This is a genomic window from Flavobacterium sp. RSSA_27, assembly GCF_051547125.1.
In the GTDB taxonomy this organism is placed as follows: domain Bacteria; phylum Bacteroidota; class Bacteroidia; order Flavobacteriales; family Flavobacteriaceae; genus Flavobacterium.
On sequence record NZ_JBPTTN010000001.1, the window covers coordinates 318,590 to 334,376 of the forward strand.

The window sequence follows — 15,787 nt, forward strand, 5'->3', positions numbered from 1 at the left end:
GTTAGACAAATTCTAACAGTCGTTTTCATTTAATGATAATTGATTATTTTTCTTTTGTAAATGGAATACTTTGGCCATTTTCAATGATGATCATATCAAAACCACTTTTTGCCTCATTGAACTTAAACTTTAATCCTGCCATTGAAGATTCGAAGGTGTTTTTTTCATTTATAACTTGGGTTACTGAGAATGTTGGGTACCCTTGTATATCAACATTAAGAACACTATTTTTTTCAGTCATTGTTATTTTTATTGGTGCATTAGCCGTTGCATAAACCCCTAAATAATCATCAAGTATCACGTCTTTTTCTAATTTGCCAGTAGCAGCAGTCCAAGTATTATTGGCAGTATTTGAATCTGGGAAAACGTGATCTGGATCAATTACAACACTTTCTATTTCTTCGGTAGAATTGTGTTTGAATGACCAATCCTTGTTACGTTGCCAAATTTCAACTGGTAATTTCACTCGAGTAACTTTACCACTTTTGGTTTTAATAGCAACAACTATCGGCATCGCCATTTTTTCGAAATTCTCAATAGTAATAATGATTCCTTTTTTCGGGTCATTTTTCACATATTTTACTGAATTCACACCTTGATCCAATCGCCAGTTGTATTGGAACCAACCTCTCCAAAACCAACTCAAATCTTCACCAGCAACATTCTCCATAGTTCTAAAGAAGTCATCAGGAGTTGGATGTTTGAAAGCCCATCTTTCAATATATGTTTTAAAAGCCGTATCAAAACGCTCTGGTCCTAAAACTTGCTCTCTTAAAATCACTAAACCTGAACTTGGTTTAAAGTAACACAACACCCCTATGTTTTTTTCTTTCATATTATCAGGAGAACTCATTATGGTCTCCAAATCCGAACTTGTCAACTCTTCGCTAATTTGGTGCAAATCTGATGGTTCGTCTTTGTATTCTCCTTTGTTAAAATCAACACCACTTAAGGAATTGATAAAAGTATTGAAACCTTCGTCCATCCAAGCGAATAACCGTTCGTTAGACCCAACAATCATCGGGAACCAAATGTGTCCAAACTCGTGATCTGTAACACCCCATAAATCTTTTCCTTTGGATTCCCATCCACAAAAAACAATCCCTGGATATTCCATTCCACCTTCATTTCCTGCAACATTGGTCGCTACAGGATAAGGATATTCTAACCAACGTTTAGAATAATTTTCGATAGCACCTTTTACGTATTCGGTAGAACGTCCCCAAGCCTCGTTGCCTGCAGATTCTACTGGATAAGCAGATAAAGCCAATGCTTTTTTACCGCTAGGCAAATTCATTCTCGCACCATCTAAGATAAACGCAGGAGAAGAAGCCCAAGAAACATCACGGGAATTTTTAATTTGATAATGCCAAGTTTTAGTAGCCGATGCATTGTTTTTTGCGTTTGCATTTACTTCTTCAGCAGAGCGAATCACTACCGTTTTATCACTAACCAAAGCTGCTTTGTATTGTTTGAATTGCTCCGCAGTATACACTTCAGCTGGATTCAACAACTCACCTGAACACACCACAACGTGATTGGCTGGTGCCGTAATCTTAATATCAAAATTTCCGTACTCCAAGTAAAATTCTGAAGCACCTAAATAAGGATTCGTATTCCATCCACGTACATCATCGTACACACACATACGAGGATACCATTGCGCCATTGTGAAGATTTTTCCGTTTTTGGTTTCCAAAACGCCCATACGGTCCGAACCTTCATTTGGTGCAATAAAAGAAAACTCGATTTTTAGTTTTACACTTCCTCCTTTGGCAGCAATAGCTTCAGGAAGAAATACTTGCATACGAGTATCCGTAACTACAAATTTTACGTCGGTTGCCGTTTTAGCTTTGCCTGAAATAGCTTTAACCGATTTGATTTTAAAACCCGCATCAAAAATTTGTCCTTGACCACCGTTTCTACTTCCTGTCAAAGGAACTAAAGCGGTTCCTCTAGAATCTTGTTTGAACAAGTTTTGCTCTAAATTCAACCAAAGAAAACTTAATTTATCCGGACTGTTATTAGTGTAAGTGATTTCATCTGTACCTATAACTTCATTGGTAGCGTCATTTAATTTAGCCGTCAACTGATAATCAGCACGATTTTGCCAATATTCAGGTCCAGGTTGTCCACTGGCTGAACGCGTAGAAGTTCCATTTTTGGTATAAAAATGTGGTGCAAAAGCATCGTGATAATCGTACTTAGAAACTAATTCTTTTTTTTCAGAGGAAGCAGGTTGCTGACCAAAAACGGAGAGTACTCCGAAGAAGATGCCCAAGCAAGAAAGCCACTTTGTTTTCATAATATCCATAATTTGTGTTAGTGTAAGCACAAATTAAATGAAAAAATAATAATTTATATCACTCAACCCTAAACTTTAAAGATATTATCAAAGGATTATTACTTTTGGTTTCATTTTATTGGGTAATATGAATACATTTACATCTCATTTAAAAAAAACGTGACTACAATTTCCATAACAAACAGACAAATAACTGCAAAGTTAAATACTCTTGGAGCCGAATTATTTTCTTTAAAAGATAACAACGACAAGGAATTCATTTGGGAAGGGAACCCTAGTTTTTGGGGAAAGCACTCCCCTATTTTATTCCCAATAGTAGGCTCATTAAAAAACAATACTTTTGAATATAATGGTACCTCCTATTCACTACCACGTCACGGATTTGCTCGTGAACTGACTTTTGAAGTAATAGATAAAAAGGCGGACAGCGTTACTTTTTCATTACAATCCAATGAAGAAACGTTAAAAAAATATCCTTTCTCGTTTGAACTTCAATTGAGCTACACCCTAATTGATCGTTCCTTGCATTTAGGCTACAAAGTCATTAATAATTCAGAGACTATACTTCCATTCTCGATTGGTGGACATCCAGCCTTTGCTTTACCAAAAGCATTCGATAGTTACCAATTACAATTTGACGGTTTAGACTCATTGACTTTTCACTTATTAGAAGAAGGGTTGATTTCGGATGAGACTAAAACCATTGAAATACCGAAACAACAATTGAATTTAGAATATCAGTTATTTGAAAATGATGCTTTGGTGTTCAAAAATATACCTTCAAAATCTGTAACAATTTTAGAAGAAAACCAACCCATACTCAAAGTAGACTATGCTGATTTTCCAGACCTTGGTATTTGGACACCAGTAAATGCCCCTTTTATTTGTATCGAACCTTGGTTTGGTTATTCAGATACACCAAATAATTCAGGAAAAATATTGGAAAAAGAAGGAATACAATTAGTGGCTCCAAATTCTTTTTTTCAATCCACTTATACAATAACGATTCTTTAAATTTAGAAAAATGCTAACCATTAACTTCTCTCCTTTTCCTGTTTTAGAAACCGAAAGACTCATCCTTAGAAGAGTGTTACCTTCTGATGTTAAGGAAATGTTCGAATTGCGCTCCAATCCTGAAACTATGAAGTACATCCCAAGACCTTTGTTAACAAATCACGAAGAAGCCTTAGCTCATATTCAAATGATGGAAGACAAAATTGAAACCAATGAAGGAATCAACTGGGCTATTACATTAAAAGGTGAGGATAAGATGCTTGGTGTTATTGGACATTATCGCATCAAACCCGAACATTATAGAGCCGAGGTTGGCTATATGATTTTACCTGAATATCACGGAAAAGGAATTACTACAGAGGCTGTACAATGCGTAGTAGCTTATGGCTTCAATACGATGCAATTGCATTCTATCGAAGGAGTAATCGACCCTGAAAATGGAGCTTCAGAGCGAGTTTTACAAAAATGTGGATTCGTCAAAGAGGCCCATTTTAAAGAAAATGAGTTTTATGATGGCAAATTTATAGATGCTGTAGTATATTCGAAACTCAACCCTATTTAGCATTTAATGATACCAAAAAAGAAATATAAAAAGATTCTCGGCACCTACGCAATGGTCGTAATGTACTGTTTGGGTCTTTTTTTTTCTTTTACATTGCTGATATTACAAGAATGGCAACATATTCATTACCAAAATCAGCTTAACCAAACTGACAAATTTCAGTTGCTCTATTTTACTATAAAAGAATGGAATGCAACAAAAAACAAAAGGGAGTTCAAATTAAATGGTGTATACTATGATGTTCATTCTATTAACTACAAAGGGAATTTAGTCGTTGCCAAAGTTGTAAAAGACGAACGAGAAAACGAAATCCGACTTTTGTTGACACAATCGTTTCAAAAACAAAAATCCATTCCTGCACACAAGAAAAAAGGGCATTTTTTATCCGTTCACGAACCAACTTTAACCCAATGGATAACAGAAAAAAGTCTCCAATTTTTCGAAACTAAAAACACTATCATCCATAAAAAAAGTTTCTGCAATTGGCTTATCAGCCAAAAACTATTTCGTCCACCCTGCTAGTTTAATTTTAAAATAGATTTTTTTATAAAATTAAACCAAAGCAACTATGAAGAAAACAATCACTTTGTTGACTTGTCTATGCACTTTTATGGGCTTTTCGCAAGCAACAAAAGACAGCGTGACTGCTGTTGAATTAAACGAACTAGTGGTCAGCTCTAGACGTTTTGCACAACCTAAAAAGAAAATGACACAGCAAATAGAAACGCTGTCCAAAAAACAAATCGAATTTCAAAACTTTCAAACTAGTGCCGATGCACTTGCGAATTCTGGAACATTAGCTGTTCAGAAATCACAGCAAGGCGGCGGTAGCCCCATCATCAGAGGATTTGAATCTAGTCGCATTTTGTTAGTAGTTGATGGCATTCGCATGAACAACCTTATTTATCGCGCTGGGCATTTGCAAAATATCATCACCGTTGATAAAAATATGCTCGAAAACATTGATGTGCTTTTTGGCCCTTCTTCCACAATTTATGGTAGTGATGCAATGGGAGGTGCTATTTTTTTACAAACCAAAAACGCACGTTTACTTGATGAAAATGACAATAAAAAGTTTTCTGGAAACGTGTTATCTTCTTATAGCACCGTAAATGAAGGTAAATCGGGTCATTTTGATTTTAATTATGCGGGCAATCGCTGGGCAAGTCTAACCTCTTTTTCTTATAATGAATTTGGAGATTTAAGAATGGGTAAAAACAAAAACGGGGACAATCCTTTCTTTGGAGAACGCCTTTTTTATATAGAAACCAAAAACGGAATTGACACTCAAGTCACTAACCCAAATAAATACATTCAAAAATTTTCGGGCTACACCCAATATGATTTTATGCAGAAAGTGGTATTTAAGCAAAATGAATCTACAAAACATCAATTGAATGTTCAATATTCAACTACTACTGATATTCCAAGATACGACCGTTTGACGGACACCAATGCAGCAGGCAAATTAAGGTCGGCCGTTTGGAATTACGGTCCACAAGACAGATTTTTATCAGCTTATAAACTAGTAAAAAAAGACATTTTTGGCTCCACAACTTTGAATTTGAACGCTAGTTATCAAAAAGTAGAAGAAAGTAGGATTACCAGAAGCTTTGGTAGTACCAACCAAACTTCAAGAATTGAAAAAGTTAATGTGTATGCCTTAACTTCTGATTTTAAAACTAAAATTGGTAATGGAGATTTGGTATATGGCGCCGACTTTTACTATGATGATTTGCAATCCAAAGGAATTCGAAAAAACATCCTAACCGGTGCTGAATCCGTTACAGATTCCCGTTATCCTGATGGAAAAAACAATACATTTAGAGCTGAAGGTTTTGTGTATTACAACAATGAAATCAATCCCTTAACTACTTTCAACACGAGTCTAAGAGGTGGTTACACACAATTGAATAGCGAAGCAGATACTAATTTTTTCAAACTTCCTTACACCACAGTAAAGCAAGAAAATTTCACCTACAGCGGTGCCATGGGAATTGCGCATAACCCAACTAATAATGTAAAATTAGTATTCAATTTAGCCTCTGCTTTTCGAGTACCGAATATCGATGATTTGGCTAAAATCTTCGAAACGGTTCCTGGAAGAGTTATTGTTCCCAACCCAAACATAAAACCTGAACAATCCGTAACAGCAGATATGGGCATCACCTTTTGGGAAGGCAAACGCTTTCAACTAGAAAACACCTTCTTTTATACTCAATTGTATGACGCCATTGTCACATCTCCTTTTACACTTAACGGTCAAAATAGCATGATTTATGAAGGACAAGTAAGTCAAATCTACGCGAATCAAAATCAAGGAAAAGGCAAAATTGTAGGACTGTCTACTTCTTTAAAATGGTATCTGCAACCAAAATTACTTTTGTATGGTAACTTCAATTATACCAACGGAAGGGTTGAGAATAATTCAGGTAGATTTCCTCTAGACCATATTGCTCCTATCTATGGAAAAGCAGGTGTAAGTTATGAAGCAAATCAATTAATGATGGAGGCTTTTGTTTTATACAATGGCAAAAAAAGATTAAAAGATTATTCACCAAGTGGAGAAGATAATTTACAATATGCACCAGCTAACGGCATGCCGGCATGGCAGACTTACAATTTGAAAGGAGCTTATAAACTAATAAACAATCTTACCATTTTTTCTGGAGTAGAAAATCTGTTGGATACACAATATAGAACCTTTGCTTCAGGCATAAATGCAGGAGGTCGGAATTATTACCTAGGCGGAAAATATAGCTTTTAAAGTTTTAAAGCACCAAGTGTTGTTTGTAGTAAAGGTAAACATTCAACACTTGGTTATTTTTACCTGAATTGACCTAGGAATTTTCCCAAAAATAAATATACCTTTGCCATAAATTAATACACATGAAAAAAATTATTCCTTTTATATTTTTATTACTAGTTTCCACAAGTTTTGGGCAAACCTACCTCAAATTTAATGGTGCCACAGCATTAGTTGGTGTTCCAAATATAGGAATAGAAACAAGCATTGGTAAAAAAATGACATTTAGCTTTGATGTCATGGCTTCCTTTTGGAAATCTTTTGCAAGTCATCATCCCATGCAATTTTATACCTTTACACCAGAAGTTCGCTACCACTTTAAAGAAAAATATAAGGGCTGGTATTTTGGTGGACATATTGGTCCTGATATCTATAAAATTCAGAAATGGAATTACTGGAACACTAATAAATATGAGGATGGTTTTGGCTACAGAATAGGAGCAACTATTGGTTACAATTTCAAAATCACTGAAAAAATCAACCTAGATGCTTTTGTTGGAGGCGGTTGGCATCAAGGATTTTATAAAGGGTATTACAACGATGGTACACCTGGTCGCTATGAAAAAGCTAAAGATTGGAACAAGAGCGGAGAATGGTTACCTTATCGAGGTGGAGTAATGATCTCTTACAAATTGAACTAAAACTTAGAAAGTGAGCGCAAATATAATTCTTCCACTTTTTTCCTAGCCCAATCTGTTTTTCTCAAAAAAGTTAAACTGGATTTTATACTAGGATTAGTGATAAAACATTTAATTTTTATCAACTCACCTAAAGTATCAAATCCATAAAAATCAACTAATTGTTCTACAATTTTTTGAAGCGTGATGCCATGCAAAGGATCGTTTGATTTTTTATTTTCCATACCGCAAATTTATAGCATTTTTGACAAAACAATTGTGCTTTCATTAATTTGTCGCTAAATTTGCTTCCCTATGCAAAAAACAGTTAACATACAAAATAAAAGAGCCCGCTTTGATTATGAAATAATCGAAACCTATACTGCTGGAATTGTTTTGGCGGGAACGGAAATAAAATCCATTCGTTTAGGTAAAGCTAATATTACAGAAAGCTTCTGCGAGTTTAGCAACAACGAACTATTCGCCATAAATACCTATATCGAAGAATATGCTTTTGGCAATCAGTTCAATCACAAAGCGCGAAGTGAACGTAAATTGTTATTGAATAAACGAGAATTGAAAACCCTCGCTAGAAACGTACAAGCAAAAGGTTTGACAATTATTCCTTTGAAATTATTCACAAATGAAAAAGGATTGGCAAAATTACAAATTGGCCTCTGCAGAGGAAAAAAGAACTACGATAAAAGAGAATCTTTAAAAGAACAAGATACCAAACGAGATCTTGACCGAATTAAAAAAGCATTTTAATTATTTCTTTTGACACGATTATTTATTAAGAATTATCACTATTTTTACAGTTCTAACTAGAAATAAATAACGAATATGAAATTTATCACAGCTGCTTTTTTATGCTTCATGCTTCTTAGTTGTGGCAGCAACACTTCAATTGTCAACAGCTGGAATGATCCAGAGACAACTATTGCTCAAGAGCAATTCAAAAAAGTTTTAGTAGTGGTTTTGGTCAAAGATGAAGCGACACGAAGAATTACTGAAAACAAAATTGCTTCAGTAAATCCAATTTTTAAAACGTCTTATCAATATTTAAACGACACCAATTTACAATTAACCAACGAACAAAAACTTCAAATTTTGAAAAATGAAAACTTTGATGGTGTTGTAACTATGCGGTTAGTAAGTAAAGAAAAGGAAACCAACTATGTTCCTGGAACGAATACTTCGATTTATTATGGCGGTTTTGGCGGGATGTATTCAGGAATGTATGGATATGGTTTTGGAAATTGGTACGGCATGTATTCTCCAAATTTCTATACTCCAGGTTATTACCAAGAAACCACCTATTATATGGTAGAAACCAATGTTTTTTCTTTGAATAAAAACAAATTAATTTGGACAGGAACTACTAAATCATCTAATTTAACAGACATTGGATTAACTGTTGATGAAATCATGAAAACACTTTATAAACAAATGATCAAAGACGGTTCTGTAACTAAAAAATAGCATTTGAATAACCATAAAAAAAGGGGCTGAAATAATTTTTTTCACCCCCTTTCTTTATTTAATTTTTATCTTCTAATAAAGGCACAAATCGAAATTCTCCAAACTCATGTTTTTCAAATTGAGTGGCATTTTTTCTAATCAACATAGTCATAATCTGAAGTTCATCTCCTAAGGGAATGACTAACCTTCCTCCTATCTTCAACTGAGCCATTAAAGGTTTTGGAATTATAGGCGCTCCAGCTGTTACAATGATACTATCAAAAGGAGCATGCTGAGGCAAACCTTTATAACCATCTCCAAAAGACAAATGCTTAGGTCTTATCCCTAATTTAGGAAACAAAACCGAAGTTTTTTTGAACAATTCATTCTGACGTTCTACACTGTACACTTTGGCACCCATAGCACACAAAACAGCCGTTTGATATCCTGAACCCGTACCAATTTCTAATACTTTTTCCTCTTTTTTAACTTCTAATAGTTGTGATTGAAAAGCGACAGTATAGGGTTGCGAAATTGTCTGACCTGCACCAATAGGAAAAGCTTTGTCTTGATAGGCATAATCCTCAAAACTAGAATTCAAAAAAAGGTGTCTTGGTATCTTGCTAATCGCATCTAACACATTTTTATCAGTTATTCCTTTTTGTTGTAGAAGGCTTACTAATTGATTCCGAAGTCCTTGATGTTTGGCAGTATCTTTCAAATCTAAAACAAATTATTTCGGTAAAAATAAACTAAAAATTCAAAATCCAATTAAAAAAGAAAACCAAAAAAATTAGCTTTTTTTTTAAAAACCACCCCTTTAATTTGGAATTCTAAAAATTGGATTTTCTCATTAAATTGCTATTTTTGTAGAAAGAACAATCTTATGCTAAAAATTGGAGTATTGGGTGCTGGTCACCTAGGAAAAATACATTTGCGTTTGTTGCAACAATCAGAAAAATACGAGTTGGTTGGTTTTTATGATGAAAATCTAGAAAATGGTCAAAAAATTGAAAAAGAATTTGGCTACAAACAATTCAAAACTATCGCTACTCTAATTCATGCTGTTGATGTCATTGATATCGTTACACCAACGCTTTCTCATTTTAAATGTGCCAAAGTTGCCATCAAATCTGGGAAGCATGTCTTCATAGAAAAACCTATTTCTAATACCGTTGATGAGGCTCTTGAAATTATAGCTTTAGCCAAAGAAAATAATGTAAAAGGACAAGTGGGCCATGTAGAACGATTCAATCCTGCGTTTATCGCTACCAAGAACATGATTGAAAACCCAATGTTTATTGAAGCCCATCGACTTGCTGAATTCAATCCTCGCGGTACGGATGTTCCAGTTGTACTCGATTTAATGATACACGATATCGATGCTATTTTAAGTGTGGTGCAATCCAAAGTAAAAAATGTAAGTGCTAGTGGTGTATCCGTTATTAGCGAAACCCCAGATATTGCCAATGCAAGAATTGAATTTGAAAACGGTTGTGTTGCTAATTTAACAGCTAGCCGCATATCAATGAAAAACATGCGTAAATCAAGATTTTTTCAAAAAGACGCATATATCTCTGTTGACTTCTTAGAAAAAAGATGCGAAGTTGTTAAAATGAAAGATGCTCCAGAAGTTCCTGGTGATTTTGACATGATTTTACAAAATGCAGAAGGCGTAAAAAAACAAATCTATTTTGCCAATCCTGAGGTGGTCCAAAACAATGCAATCTTAGACGAATTAAATTCATTCGCAGACGCAATCAACAACAATACTACTCCTGTTGTTACCTTAGAGCAAGCAACAGAAGCCCTAAGTGTAGCCTATCAAATTATTGATTGTTTTAAAAAATAATACTACTATAATAAACAAATAAACAATTTAAAACAAAGCTTGAAGTTGTATACTATAACTTTGAGCTTTTATATTTAAACAAAAACTTATGAAAACAATAGCTGTTATAGGTTCAGGAACTATGGGTAACGGAATTGCCCACACCTTTGCACAAAGCGGATTTACAGTAAAATTAATTGATGTTTCTGAGAAAGCATTAGATAAAGGAATGGCAACCATAGCTGCCAATTTGGACCGAATGGTTAGCAAAGGCACCATTACAGAGGAAGACAAAGCCAAGACCATTACCAATATTATTACATATACAGACATCAAAGACGGAGTGGTTGGTGTAGACTTAGTGGTAGAAGCCGCTACAGAAAACGTAGAGCTTAAACTAAATATTTTCAAGCAACTGAATGAAGTTTGTTCCCACAACACTATTTTAGCAACCAATACTTCTTCTATTTCAATTACGCAAATCGGAGCTGTGGTAAGTCATCCAGAGCGTGTTATCGGTATGCATTTTATGAATCCGGTGCCTATTATGAAATTAGTTGAAATCATTAGAGGCTACAACACTTCTGATGAGGTTACCGAAATCATTATGAAATTATCTGAAAAACTAGGAAAAGTACCTGTTGAGGTGAACGATTATCCTGGTTTTGTAGCGAACCGAATTTTAATGCCTATGTTAAATGAAGCTATTGAAACTTTGTACAATAAAGTAGCTGGCGTTTATGAAATAGATACGGTAATGAAACTAGGTATGGGACACCCAATGGGGCCATTACAATTAGCTGATTTTATTGGTTTGGATGTGTGTTTAGCCATTTTAAATGTAATGTACGAAGGATTCAAAAATCCAAAGTATGCTCCATGCCCATTATTGGTCAATATGGTGCGCGCCGGAAAACTAGGAGTAAAATCAGGAGAAGGATTCTATGACTATAGTGAAAGTAAAAAAGCAGAAAAAATTTCAAAAATGTTTTTGTAATATTTTTTTTAAAATAACAAACCCCAAAATCAGTTGATTTTGGGGTTTGTTTTTATATAAGCTTTCCGATTTACAATAACGAATGACTCGTCATCACGGCAGGTTTTTCAATTCCCATCAACTCTAAAATTGTTGGAGCAATATCACCTAACACACCATCATTAATTTTCTTTAATTCTTTGTCCACTAAAATAATTGGCACTGGATTCGTAGTGTGAGCAGTATTAGGACTGCCATCAGGATTAATCATCGTTTCGCAATTTCCGTGATCTGCAATTACGATAGTAGTATAATCATTGGCTAATGCCGCTTCAATTACTTCTTTCACACAAGCATCTACAGCTTCACAAGCTTGAATGGCAGCACTCATTACTCCCGTATGACCAACCATATCACCATTAGCAAAGTTCAAACAAACAAAATCAACCTCACCTTTATTCAATTCAGGAACCAAAGCATCTTTTAGCTCATAAGCACTCATTTCTGGCTTCAAATCGTAAGTAGCAACTTTTGGTGAATTTCTTAAAATTCGTGTTTCGCCTTCAAATGGAGTTTCTCTACCTCCAGAGAAAAAGAAAGTTACGTGTGGATACTTTTCTGTTTCTGCAATACGGATTTGTTTCTTATTCGCTTTTTCTAAAACCTCGCCTAAAGTTTCTGTAATGTTGTCTTTGTTGTACACCACTTTTACATTTTCGTAGGTTTCATCGTAATTCGTCAACGTAACATAATACAAAGGCAGTTTATGCATGTTTTGCTCATGAAAATCTTTTTGTGATAACGCTTCTGTTAACTCACGACCTCTATCTGTTCTGAAGTTAAAAAAGATTACTACATCATCACCTTGAATAGTTGCCAAAGGTTTATTAGTAGCATCAACTACTACTAACGGATCGATAAACTCATCTGTAACATCTTTTGCGTAACTTTCTTCAATAGCCGCAACAGCGTTTTGAGTTGGTTTTCCTGTTCCGTTAACTACTAAATCGTAAGCTAATTTTACTCGTTCCCATCTTTTATCACGATCCATAGCATAATATCTACCTACAACAGAAGCTAATTTAGCTGTAGTTGGTGCCATGAAATCTTCTAAATCTTGGATGTATTGTTTTCCTGATTTTGGATCTACGTCACGACCATCGGTAAAAGCGTGTACAAATACATTTTCTAAACCATATTCTTGAGAAGCAGTAATCAATCCGCGTAAATGTGAAGTATGAGAATGAACTCCTCCATCAGAAACTAGTCCTAAAAAGTGTACTTTTTTGTTGTTTTCTTTAGCATAAGTAAAAGCATCAATTAGCACGGGTTCTTTTGCTAAAGTATTATTAGCTACAGCCAAATTAATTTTAGCCAAATCTTGATACACGATTCTTCCCGCACCAAGGTTCATATGTCCTACCTCACTATTACCCATCTGACCTTCTGGCAAACCAACGTTTAAACCATCAGTTCTTAACTGTGCACTTGGATAGTTGTCGTATAGACTATTTATAAAAGGAACATTTGCATTGTCTATTGCAGATACTTTAGGATCAGGTGATTTCCCCCATCCATCAAGAATCATAAGGATAACTTTCTTATTCATGATAATTTTTTTATCAAAGATAAAGAATTTTCAAAAGCCGAAAAAGGTTTCGGAATTTAACCAAAAACTTCAATCGTTGTAGGGGATAAATAATCACAAATAAGTAAGTAAATATTGTATTTAGCTTTTTACAAACTGATTTTTGATTTCATTATAATCTATAAAATAACGAACGCTAACCGACAAAGTATGTTGCAATTTTTCATTGGTCAAAAGTGAACTTAAATTATCGCTATAATCCTTATTGATAATTCGTTCAAAATTTGCGGAACTATTGCGATACAAAAACGAAACTTGGCTTCCAGGTGCAAACCACCATGAATACGACAAATCCATATTCCAAGAATAAAAGCTAGAATTTTTATTTTTAGAATACCCGACATAATCTATTAAACGTCCTTTATCTGTCAAAGAAAGAATGTTTTTGTTTTCGGCATAAGACCAATATTGACGTAAGGATAAATTAAAATTCATTTGGCTGTTTATAGAGTATTTTCCTGAAACGTTATGGGCATAGGTAACCACGTTTCTATTCGCAAAAATGATTGTTTTATCAGCATTGGGATCAGATAGATTATCAACTTTGTCAATAAACCCTTTATTATTATTGCGCCTTGAATAACTAAAATCATATACCATTGCCAATTTATCATTGAAGCGATATCTAGGACTCAAATTTATACCAATAAAATCTCTACCTGGCTCATCTGCTTTTGAATATTCTGGATTGATATCAAAGGCAAATTTATAGTTATAGTTACGAGAATAATAAGCCCAAAAACTATAGCTCGTAGGAGTAATTACAAATCTTCCAGCTTGACGTGGCTCATAATAATCATATCGTTCGAACGGATTGAAATTGATTCCAAAACCATAAGAATTATTTTTTAAAGTTTCGATATTGGTGTTGATGTTGATATTACTTCCTTGCACCTGTCCCGTTTCTTTGTTGAATTGAATGAAATTATTATAGTTCAATCTAAAACCATTAAAACGCTTGGTTGGGTTTAGAATTCGATAATTAGCATTACCATATATACTATAATAATTGGTCTCAAAATTGATCCCCAAATCATTGTTATCAAAATCTTTGGTATACATATCGGCGCCTAAACTATAGCGATAGTTTCCAGATGTTTCGGCAAAATTTAATTGAGTAGCGATACCCGTTTTAATTTTATCTTCATTAACATAACTGTACTTAAAATCACCAGACAAGTTGTAAGTATTCGCTTTAGTATTCAAATCCCAAACCAAAGCAGTAACATTTCCATCTCTAAAACTACCATTTCTAGTCACATTTGTATTGACTAAGGCAATTGAAGAATTTTTTCTAAATCGTTGGTCCAAAACCATGACATTATAATTCGCTAAAGGTTCTACCACTTCTTTACGAGCATCTCCTGTTACAGTATTTCTTATAGTTGCAGTTGTCTTTTCAGTAACCGCATTCAAAACCCCAATTCCAAGTCCACTTTTGGTTCTTCCCGATACTTTTAACGCATTAATCAAGTTTACACTTGCTGGGTTATCTGTAATTACTTCATCTGTTGAAACATTGGGATAATTAGTTGGCGCACCCCCTATTCTTCGAGAATACAACAAATTTCCTTTGCTAAACAAGTCTGTCCCTTCTGTAAAGAAAGGTCTGTTTTCATTAAATTGTTGTTCAAATGGCCCTAAATTTAAAATCACATCATCATATTTGGTTTGACCAAAATCGGGTATCAAAATGGCATCAAGAGTAAAGGCATCATTGATTCCATATTTTACATCCAATCCTCCCTTTAAAGTACCGGTTGTTTTTTGCTGGTCATTCGCATTCAAATAAAACGAAGAATAAGGCAACAAGAATAATCGGGTAGGCGTTTTAATATTTTCAATCCCTTTCAAAATTCCATTTTGCTGAGTAAATGTTCCTAGCTTTGAATCAATGAAATTCCAAGAATATTTCTGACGATCTCTTCGGATTTCTCTAAAAAAATTAATCCCCCACGTTTGTACCTTTTCTGGAGAAAAACGCAATGCTGCATAGGGAATTCGCATTTCAACCACCCAACCAAAATCGGTAATTACGGCTTTACTATCCCAAACCGCATCCCAAGAATAATCCTCTCCATTGGAATCTGTTGCCAAACAATCGGCTTGTCCATCGGCAGCATTGACAAAGAATTGAAAATTTTGTTGTCCATCATTATAGCCGTTAATAAAAATTCCGAAAAAATCTGCCGTGCCAAAATTATCTCGCTGTGAAATTTCTCTTAAAATTTTATTGGGCTCATTATCATACATCTTCGCAGAAATATAAATTGCTGTATTATCATACACTACTTTTACTTCTGTCCTTCTTTCCGGAGCTACAGCTTTACCATTGTCTGGTTGAAACATCACAAAATCAGTCGCAGGCTCCACTAAATCCCATGACTTCTCATAAAAATTACCATCTATTGTTATTGGATCTGTGATAAATTTAGTCGCAATGGTCTTTTTTTGAGTAAACCCAAAAATTGAAAATAAAAGACCAAGCGTAAGAAAGAAATATTTCATAAAAATGGATTGATTAGGTAGTGTCTATAAGAACTTAAATAGACTATCATCATTTCAAT

At 34.4% G+C, this 15,787-nt stretch carries 14 protein-coding genes; 9 read left to right on the top strand and 5 right to left on the bottom strand.

All coding sequences use genetic code 11. The features are described from left to right. Window positions 1-43 precede the first annotated feature (43 nt). Window positions 44-2,305 carry a M1 family metallopeptidase gene (locus tag ACSVH5_RS01390; protein WP_438059674.1) on the bottom strand — a complete coding sequence of 754 codons (2,262 nt, stop codon included), beginning with the start codon at window positions 2,303-2,305 and terminating at the stop codon, window positions 44-46. Between the two features lie 159 nt (window positions 2,306-2,464). Between ACSVH5_RS01390 and ACSVH5_RS01395 the strand changes: the two genes are divergently transcribed. From ACSVH5_RS01395 to ACSVH5_RS01415, 5 genes are all read left to right on the top strand, one after another. Continuing rightward, entirely contained in the window at window positions 2,465-3,319 is an 855-nt protein-coding gene (locus ACSVH5_RS01395) for an aldose 1-epimerase family protein (protein WP_438059675.1), read from the top strand. A gap of 10 nt (window positions 3,320-3,329) precedes the next feature. Then, window positions 3,330-3,881 (top strand): GNAT family N-acetyltransferase, encoded by a 552-nt coding sequence (locus tag ACSVH5_RS01400; protein WP_438059676.1) that lies wholly within the window; start codon window positions 3,330-3,332, stop codon window positions 3,879-3,881. A 6-nt stretch (window positions 3,882-3,887) separates the two neighbouring features. Further along, a complete protein-coding gene (locus tag ACSVH5_RS01405) occupies window positions 3,888-4,403 on the top strand; it encodes a hypothetical protein (RefSeq protein ID WP_438059677.1) in 516 nt (171 codons plus the stop codon). Between the two features lie 46 nt (window positions 4,404-4,449). Beyond that, entirely contained in the window at window positions 4,450-6,648 is a 2,199-nt protein-coding gene (locus tag ACSVH5_RS01410) for a TonB-dependent receptor plug domain-containing protein (RefSeq protein WP_438059678.1), read from the top strand. 122 nt (window positions 6,649-6,770) lie between these two features. After that, the gene (locus ACSVH5_RS01415) at window positions 6,771-7,328 is read left to right on the top strand and encodes a DUF3575 domain-containing protein (protein WP_438059679.1); all 558 of its coding nucleotides are present in this window, start codon (window positions 6,771-6,773) and stop codon (window positions 7,326-7,328) included. Here ACSVH5_RS01415 and ACSVH5_RS01420 read toward each other — a convergent pair. Next, window positions 7,325-7,549 (bottom strand): VF530 family DNA-binding protein, encoded by a 225-nt coding sequence (locus ACSVH5_RS01420; protein ID WP_438059680.1) that lies wholly within the window; start codon window positions 7,547-7,549, stop codon window positions 7,325-7,327. The genes ACSVH5_RS01415 and ACSVH5_RS01420 overlap by 4 nt on opposite strands. Before the next feature lie 70 nt (window positions 7,550-7,619). Here ACSVH5_RS01420 and smpB point away from each other — a divergent pair, with 70 nt between their 5' ends. After that, complete coding sequence (gene smpB, locus ACSVH5_RS01425; protein WP_438059681.1) at window positions 7,620-8,072, top strand: SsrA-binding protein SmpB; 453 nt, start codon at window positions 7,620-7,622, stop codon at window positions 8,070-8,072. Window positions 8,073-8,147: 75 nt separating this feature from the next. Next, window positions 8,148-8,786 carry a hypothetical protein gene (locus tag ACSVH5_RS01430; RefSeq protein ID WP_438059682.1) on the top strand — a complete coding sequence of 213 codons (639 nt, stop codon included), beginning with the start codon at window positions 8,148-8,150 and terminating at the stop codon, window positions 8,784-8,786. Window positions 8,787-8,844: 58 nt separating this feature from the next. On the opposite strand, the gene ACSVH5_RS01435 is transcribed toward ACSVH5_RS01430, so the two are convergent. Next, window positions 8,845-9,486 (bottom strand): protein-L-isoaspartate(D-aspartate) O-methyltransferase, encoded by a 642-nt coding sequence (locus ACSVH5_RS01435; protein ID WP_438059683.1) that lies wholly within the window; start codon window positions 9,484-9,486, stop codon window positions 8,845-8,847. 165 nt (window positions 9,487-9,651) lie between these two features. Between ACSVH5_RS01435 and ACSVH5_RS01440 the strand changes: the two genes are divergently transcribed. Both ACSVH5_RS01440 and ACSVH5_RS01445 read left to right on the top strand, forming a co-directional pair. Further along, the gene (locus ACSVH5_RS01440; protein WP_438059684.1) at window positions 9,652-10,617 is read left to right on the top strand and encodes a Gfo/Idh/MocA family protein; all 966 of its coding nucleotides are present in this window, start codon (window positions 9,652-9,654) and stop codon (window positions 10,615-10,617) included. An 88-nt stretch (window positions 10,618-10,705) separates the two neighbouring features. Beyond that, complete coding sequence (locus tag ACSVH5_RS01445; RefSeq protein ID WP_315173368.1) at window positions 10,706-11,593, top strand: 3-hydroxyacyl-CoA dehydrogenase family protein; 888 nt, start codon at window positions 10,706-10,708, stop codon at window positions 11,591-11,593. 70 nt (window positions 11,594-11,663) lie between these two features. On the opposite strand, the gene gpmI is transcribed toward ACSVH5_RS01445, so the two are convergent. Next, on the bottom strand, window positions 11,664-13,181 hold the full coding sequence (gene gpmI, locus ACSVH5_RS01450) for a 2,3-bisphosphoglycerate-independent phosphoglycerate mutase (RefSeq protein ID WP_438059685.1): 1,518 nt from the start codon (window positions 13,179-13,181) through the stop codon (window positions 11,664-11,666). Window positions 13,182-13,301: 120 nt separating this feature from the next. After that, window positions 13,302-15,728 carry a DUF5916 domain-containing protein gene (locus ACSVH5_RS01455; protein ID WP_438059686.1) on the bottom strand — a complete coding sequence of 809 codons (2,427 nt, stop codon included), beginning with the start codon at window positions 15,726-15,728 and terminating at the stop codon, window positions 13,302-13,304. Window positions 15,729-15,787: the final 59 nt, after the last annotated feature.

Bases quoted from the DNA above. Each gene is read 5' to 3' on its own strand.
- ACSVH5_RS01390 (WP_438059674.1), bottom strand. From the start codon at position 2,305: ATGAAAACAAAGTGGCTTTCTTGCTTGGGCATCTTCTTCGGAGTACTC.
- ACSVH5_RS01400 (WP_438059676.1), top strand. From the start codon at position 3,330: ATGCTAACCATTAACTTCTCTCCTTTTCCTGTTTTAGAAACCGAAAGA.
- ACSVH5_RS01405 (WP_438059677.1), top strand. From the start codon at position 3,888: ATGATACCAAAAAAGAAATATAAAAAGATTCTCGGCACCTACGCAATG.
- ACSVH5_RS01410 (WP_438059678.1), top strand. From the start codon at position 4,450: ATGAAGAAAACAATCACTTTGTTGACTTGTCTATGCACTTTTATGGGC.
- ACSVH5_RS01415 (WP_438059679.1), top strand. From the start codon at position 6,771: ATGAAAAAAATTATTCCTTTTATATTTTTATTACTAGTTTCCACAAGT.
- ACSVH5_RS01420 (WP_438059680.1), bottom strand. From the start codon at position 7,549: ATGGAAAATAAAAAATCAAACGATCCTTTGCATGGCATCACGCTTCAA.
- smpB (WP_438059681.1), top strand. From the start codon at position 7,620: ATGCAAAAAACAGTTAACATACAAAATAAAAGAGCCCGCTTTGATTAT.
- ACSVH5_RS01430 (WP_438059682.1), top strand. From the start codon at position 8,148: ATGAAATTTATCACAGCTGCTTTTTTATGCTTCATGCTTCTTAGTTGT.
- ACSVH5_RS01440 (WP_438059684.1), top strand. From the start codon at position 9,652: ATGCTAAAAATTGGAGTATTGGGTGCTGGTCACCTAGGAAAAATACAT.
- ACSVH5_RS01445 (WP_315173368.1), top strand. From the start codon at position 10,706: ATGAAAACAATAGCTGTTATAGGTTCAGGAACTATGGGTAACGGAATT.
- gpmI (WP_438059685.1), bottom strand. From the start codon at position 13,181: ATGAATAAGAAAGTTATCCTTATGATTCTTGATGGATGGGGGAAATCA.
- ACSVH5_RS01455 (WP_438059686.1), bottom strand. From the start codon at position 15,728: ATGAAATATTTCTTTCTTACGCTTGGTCTTTTATTTTCAATTTTTGGG.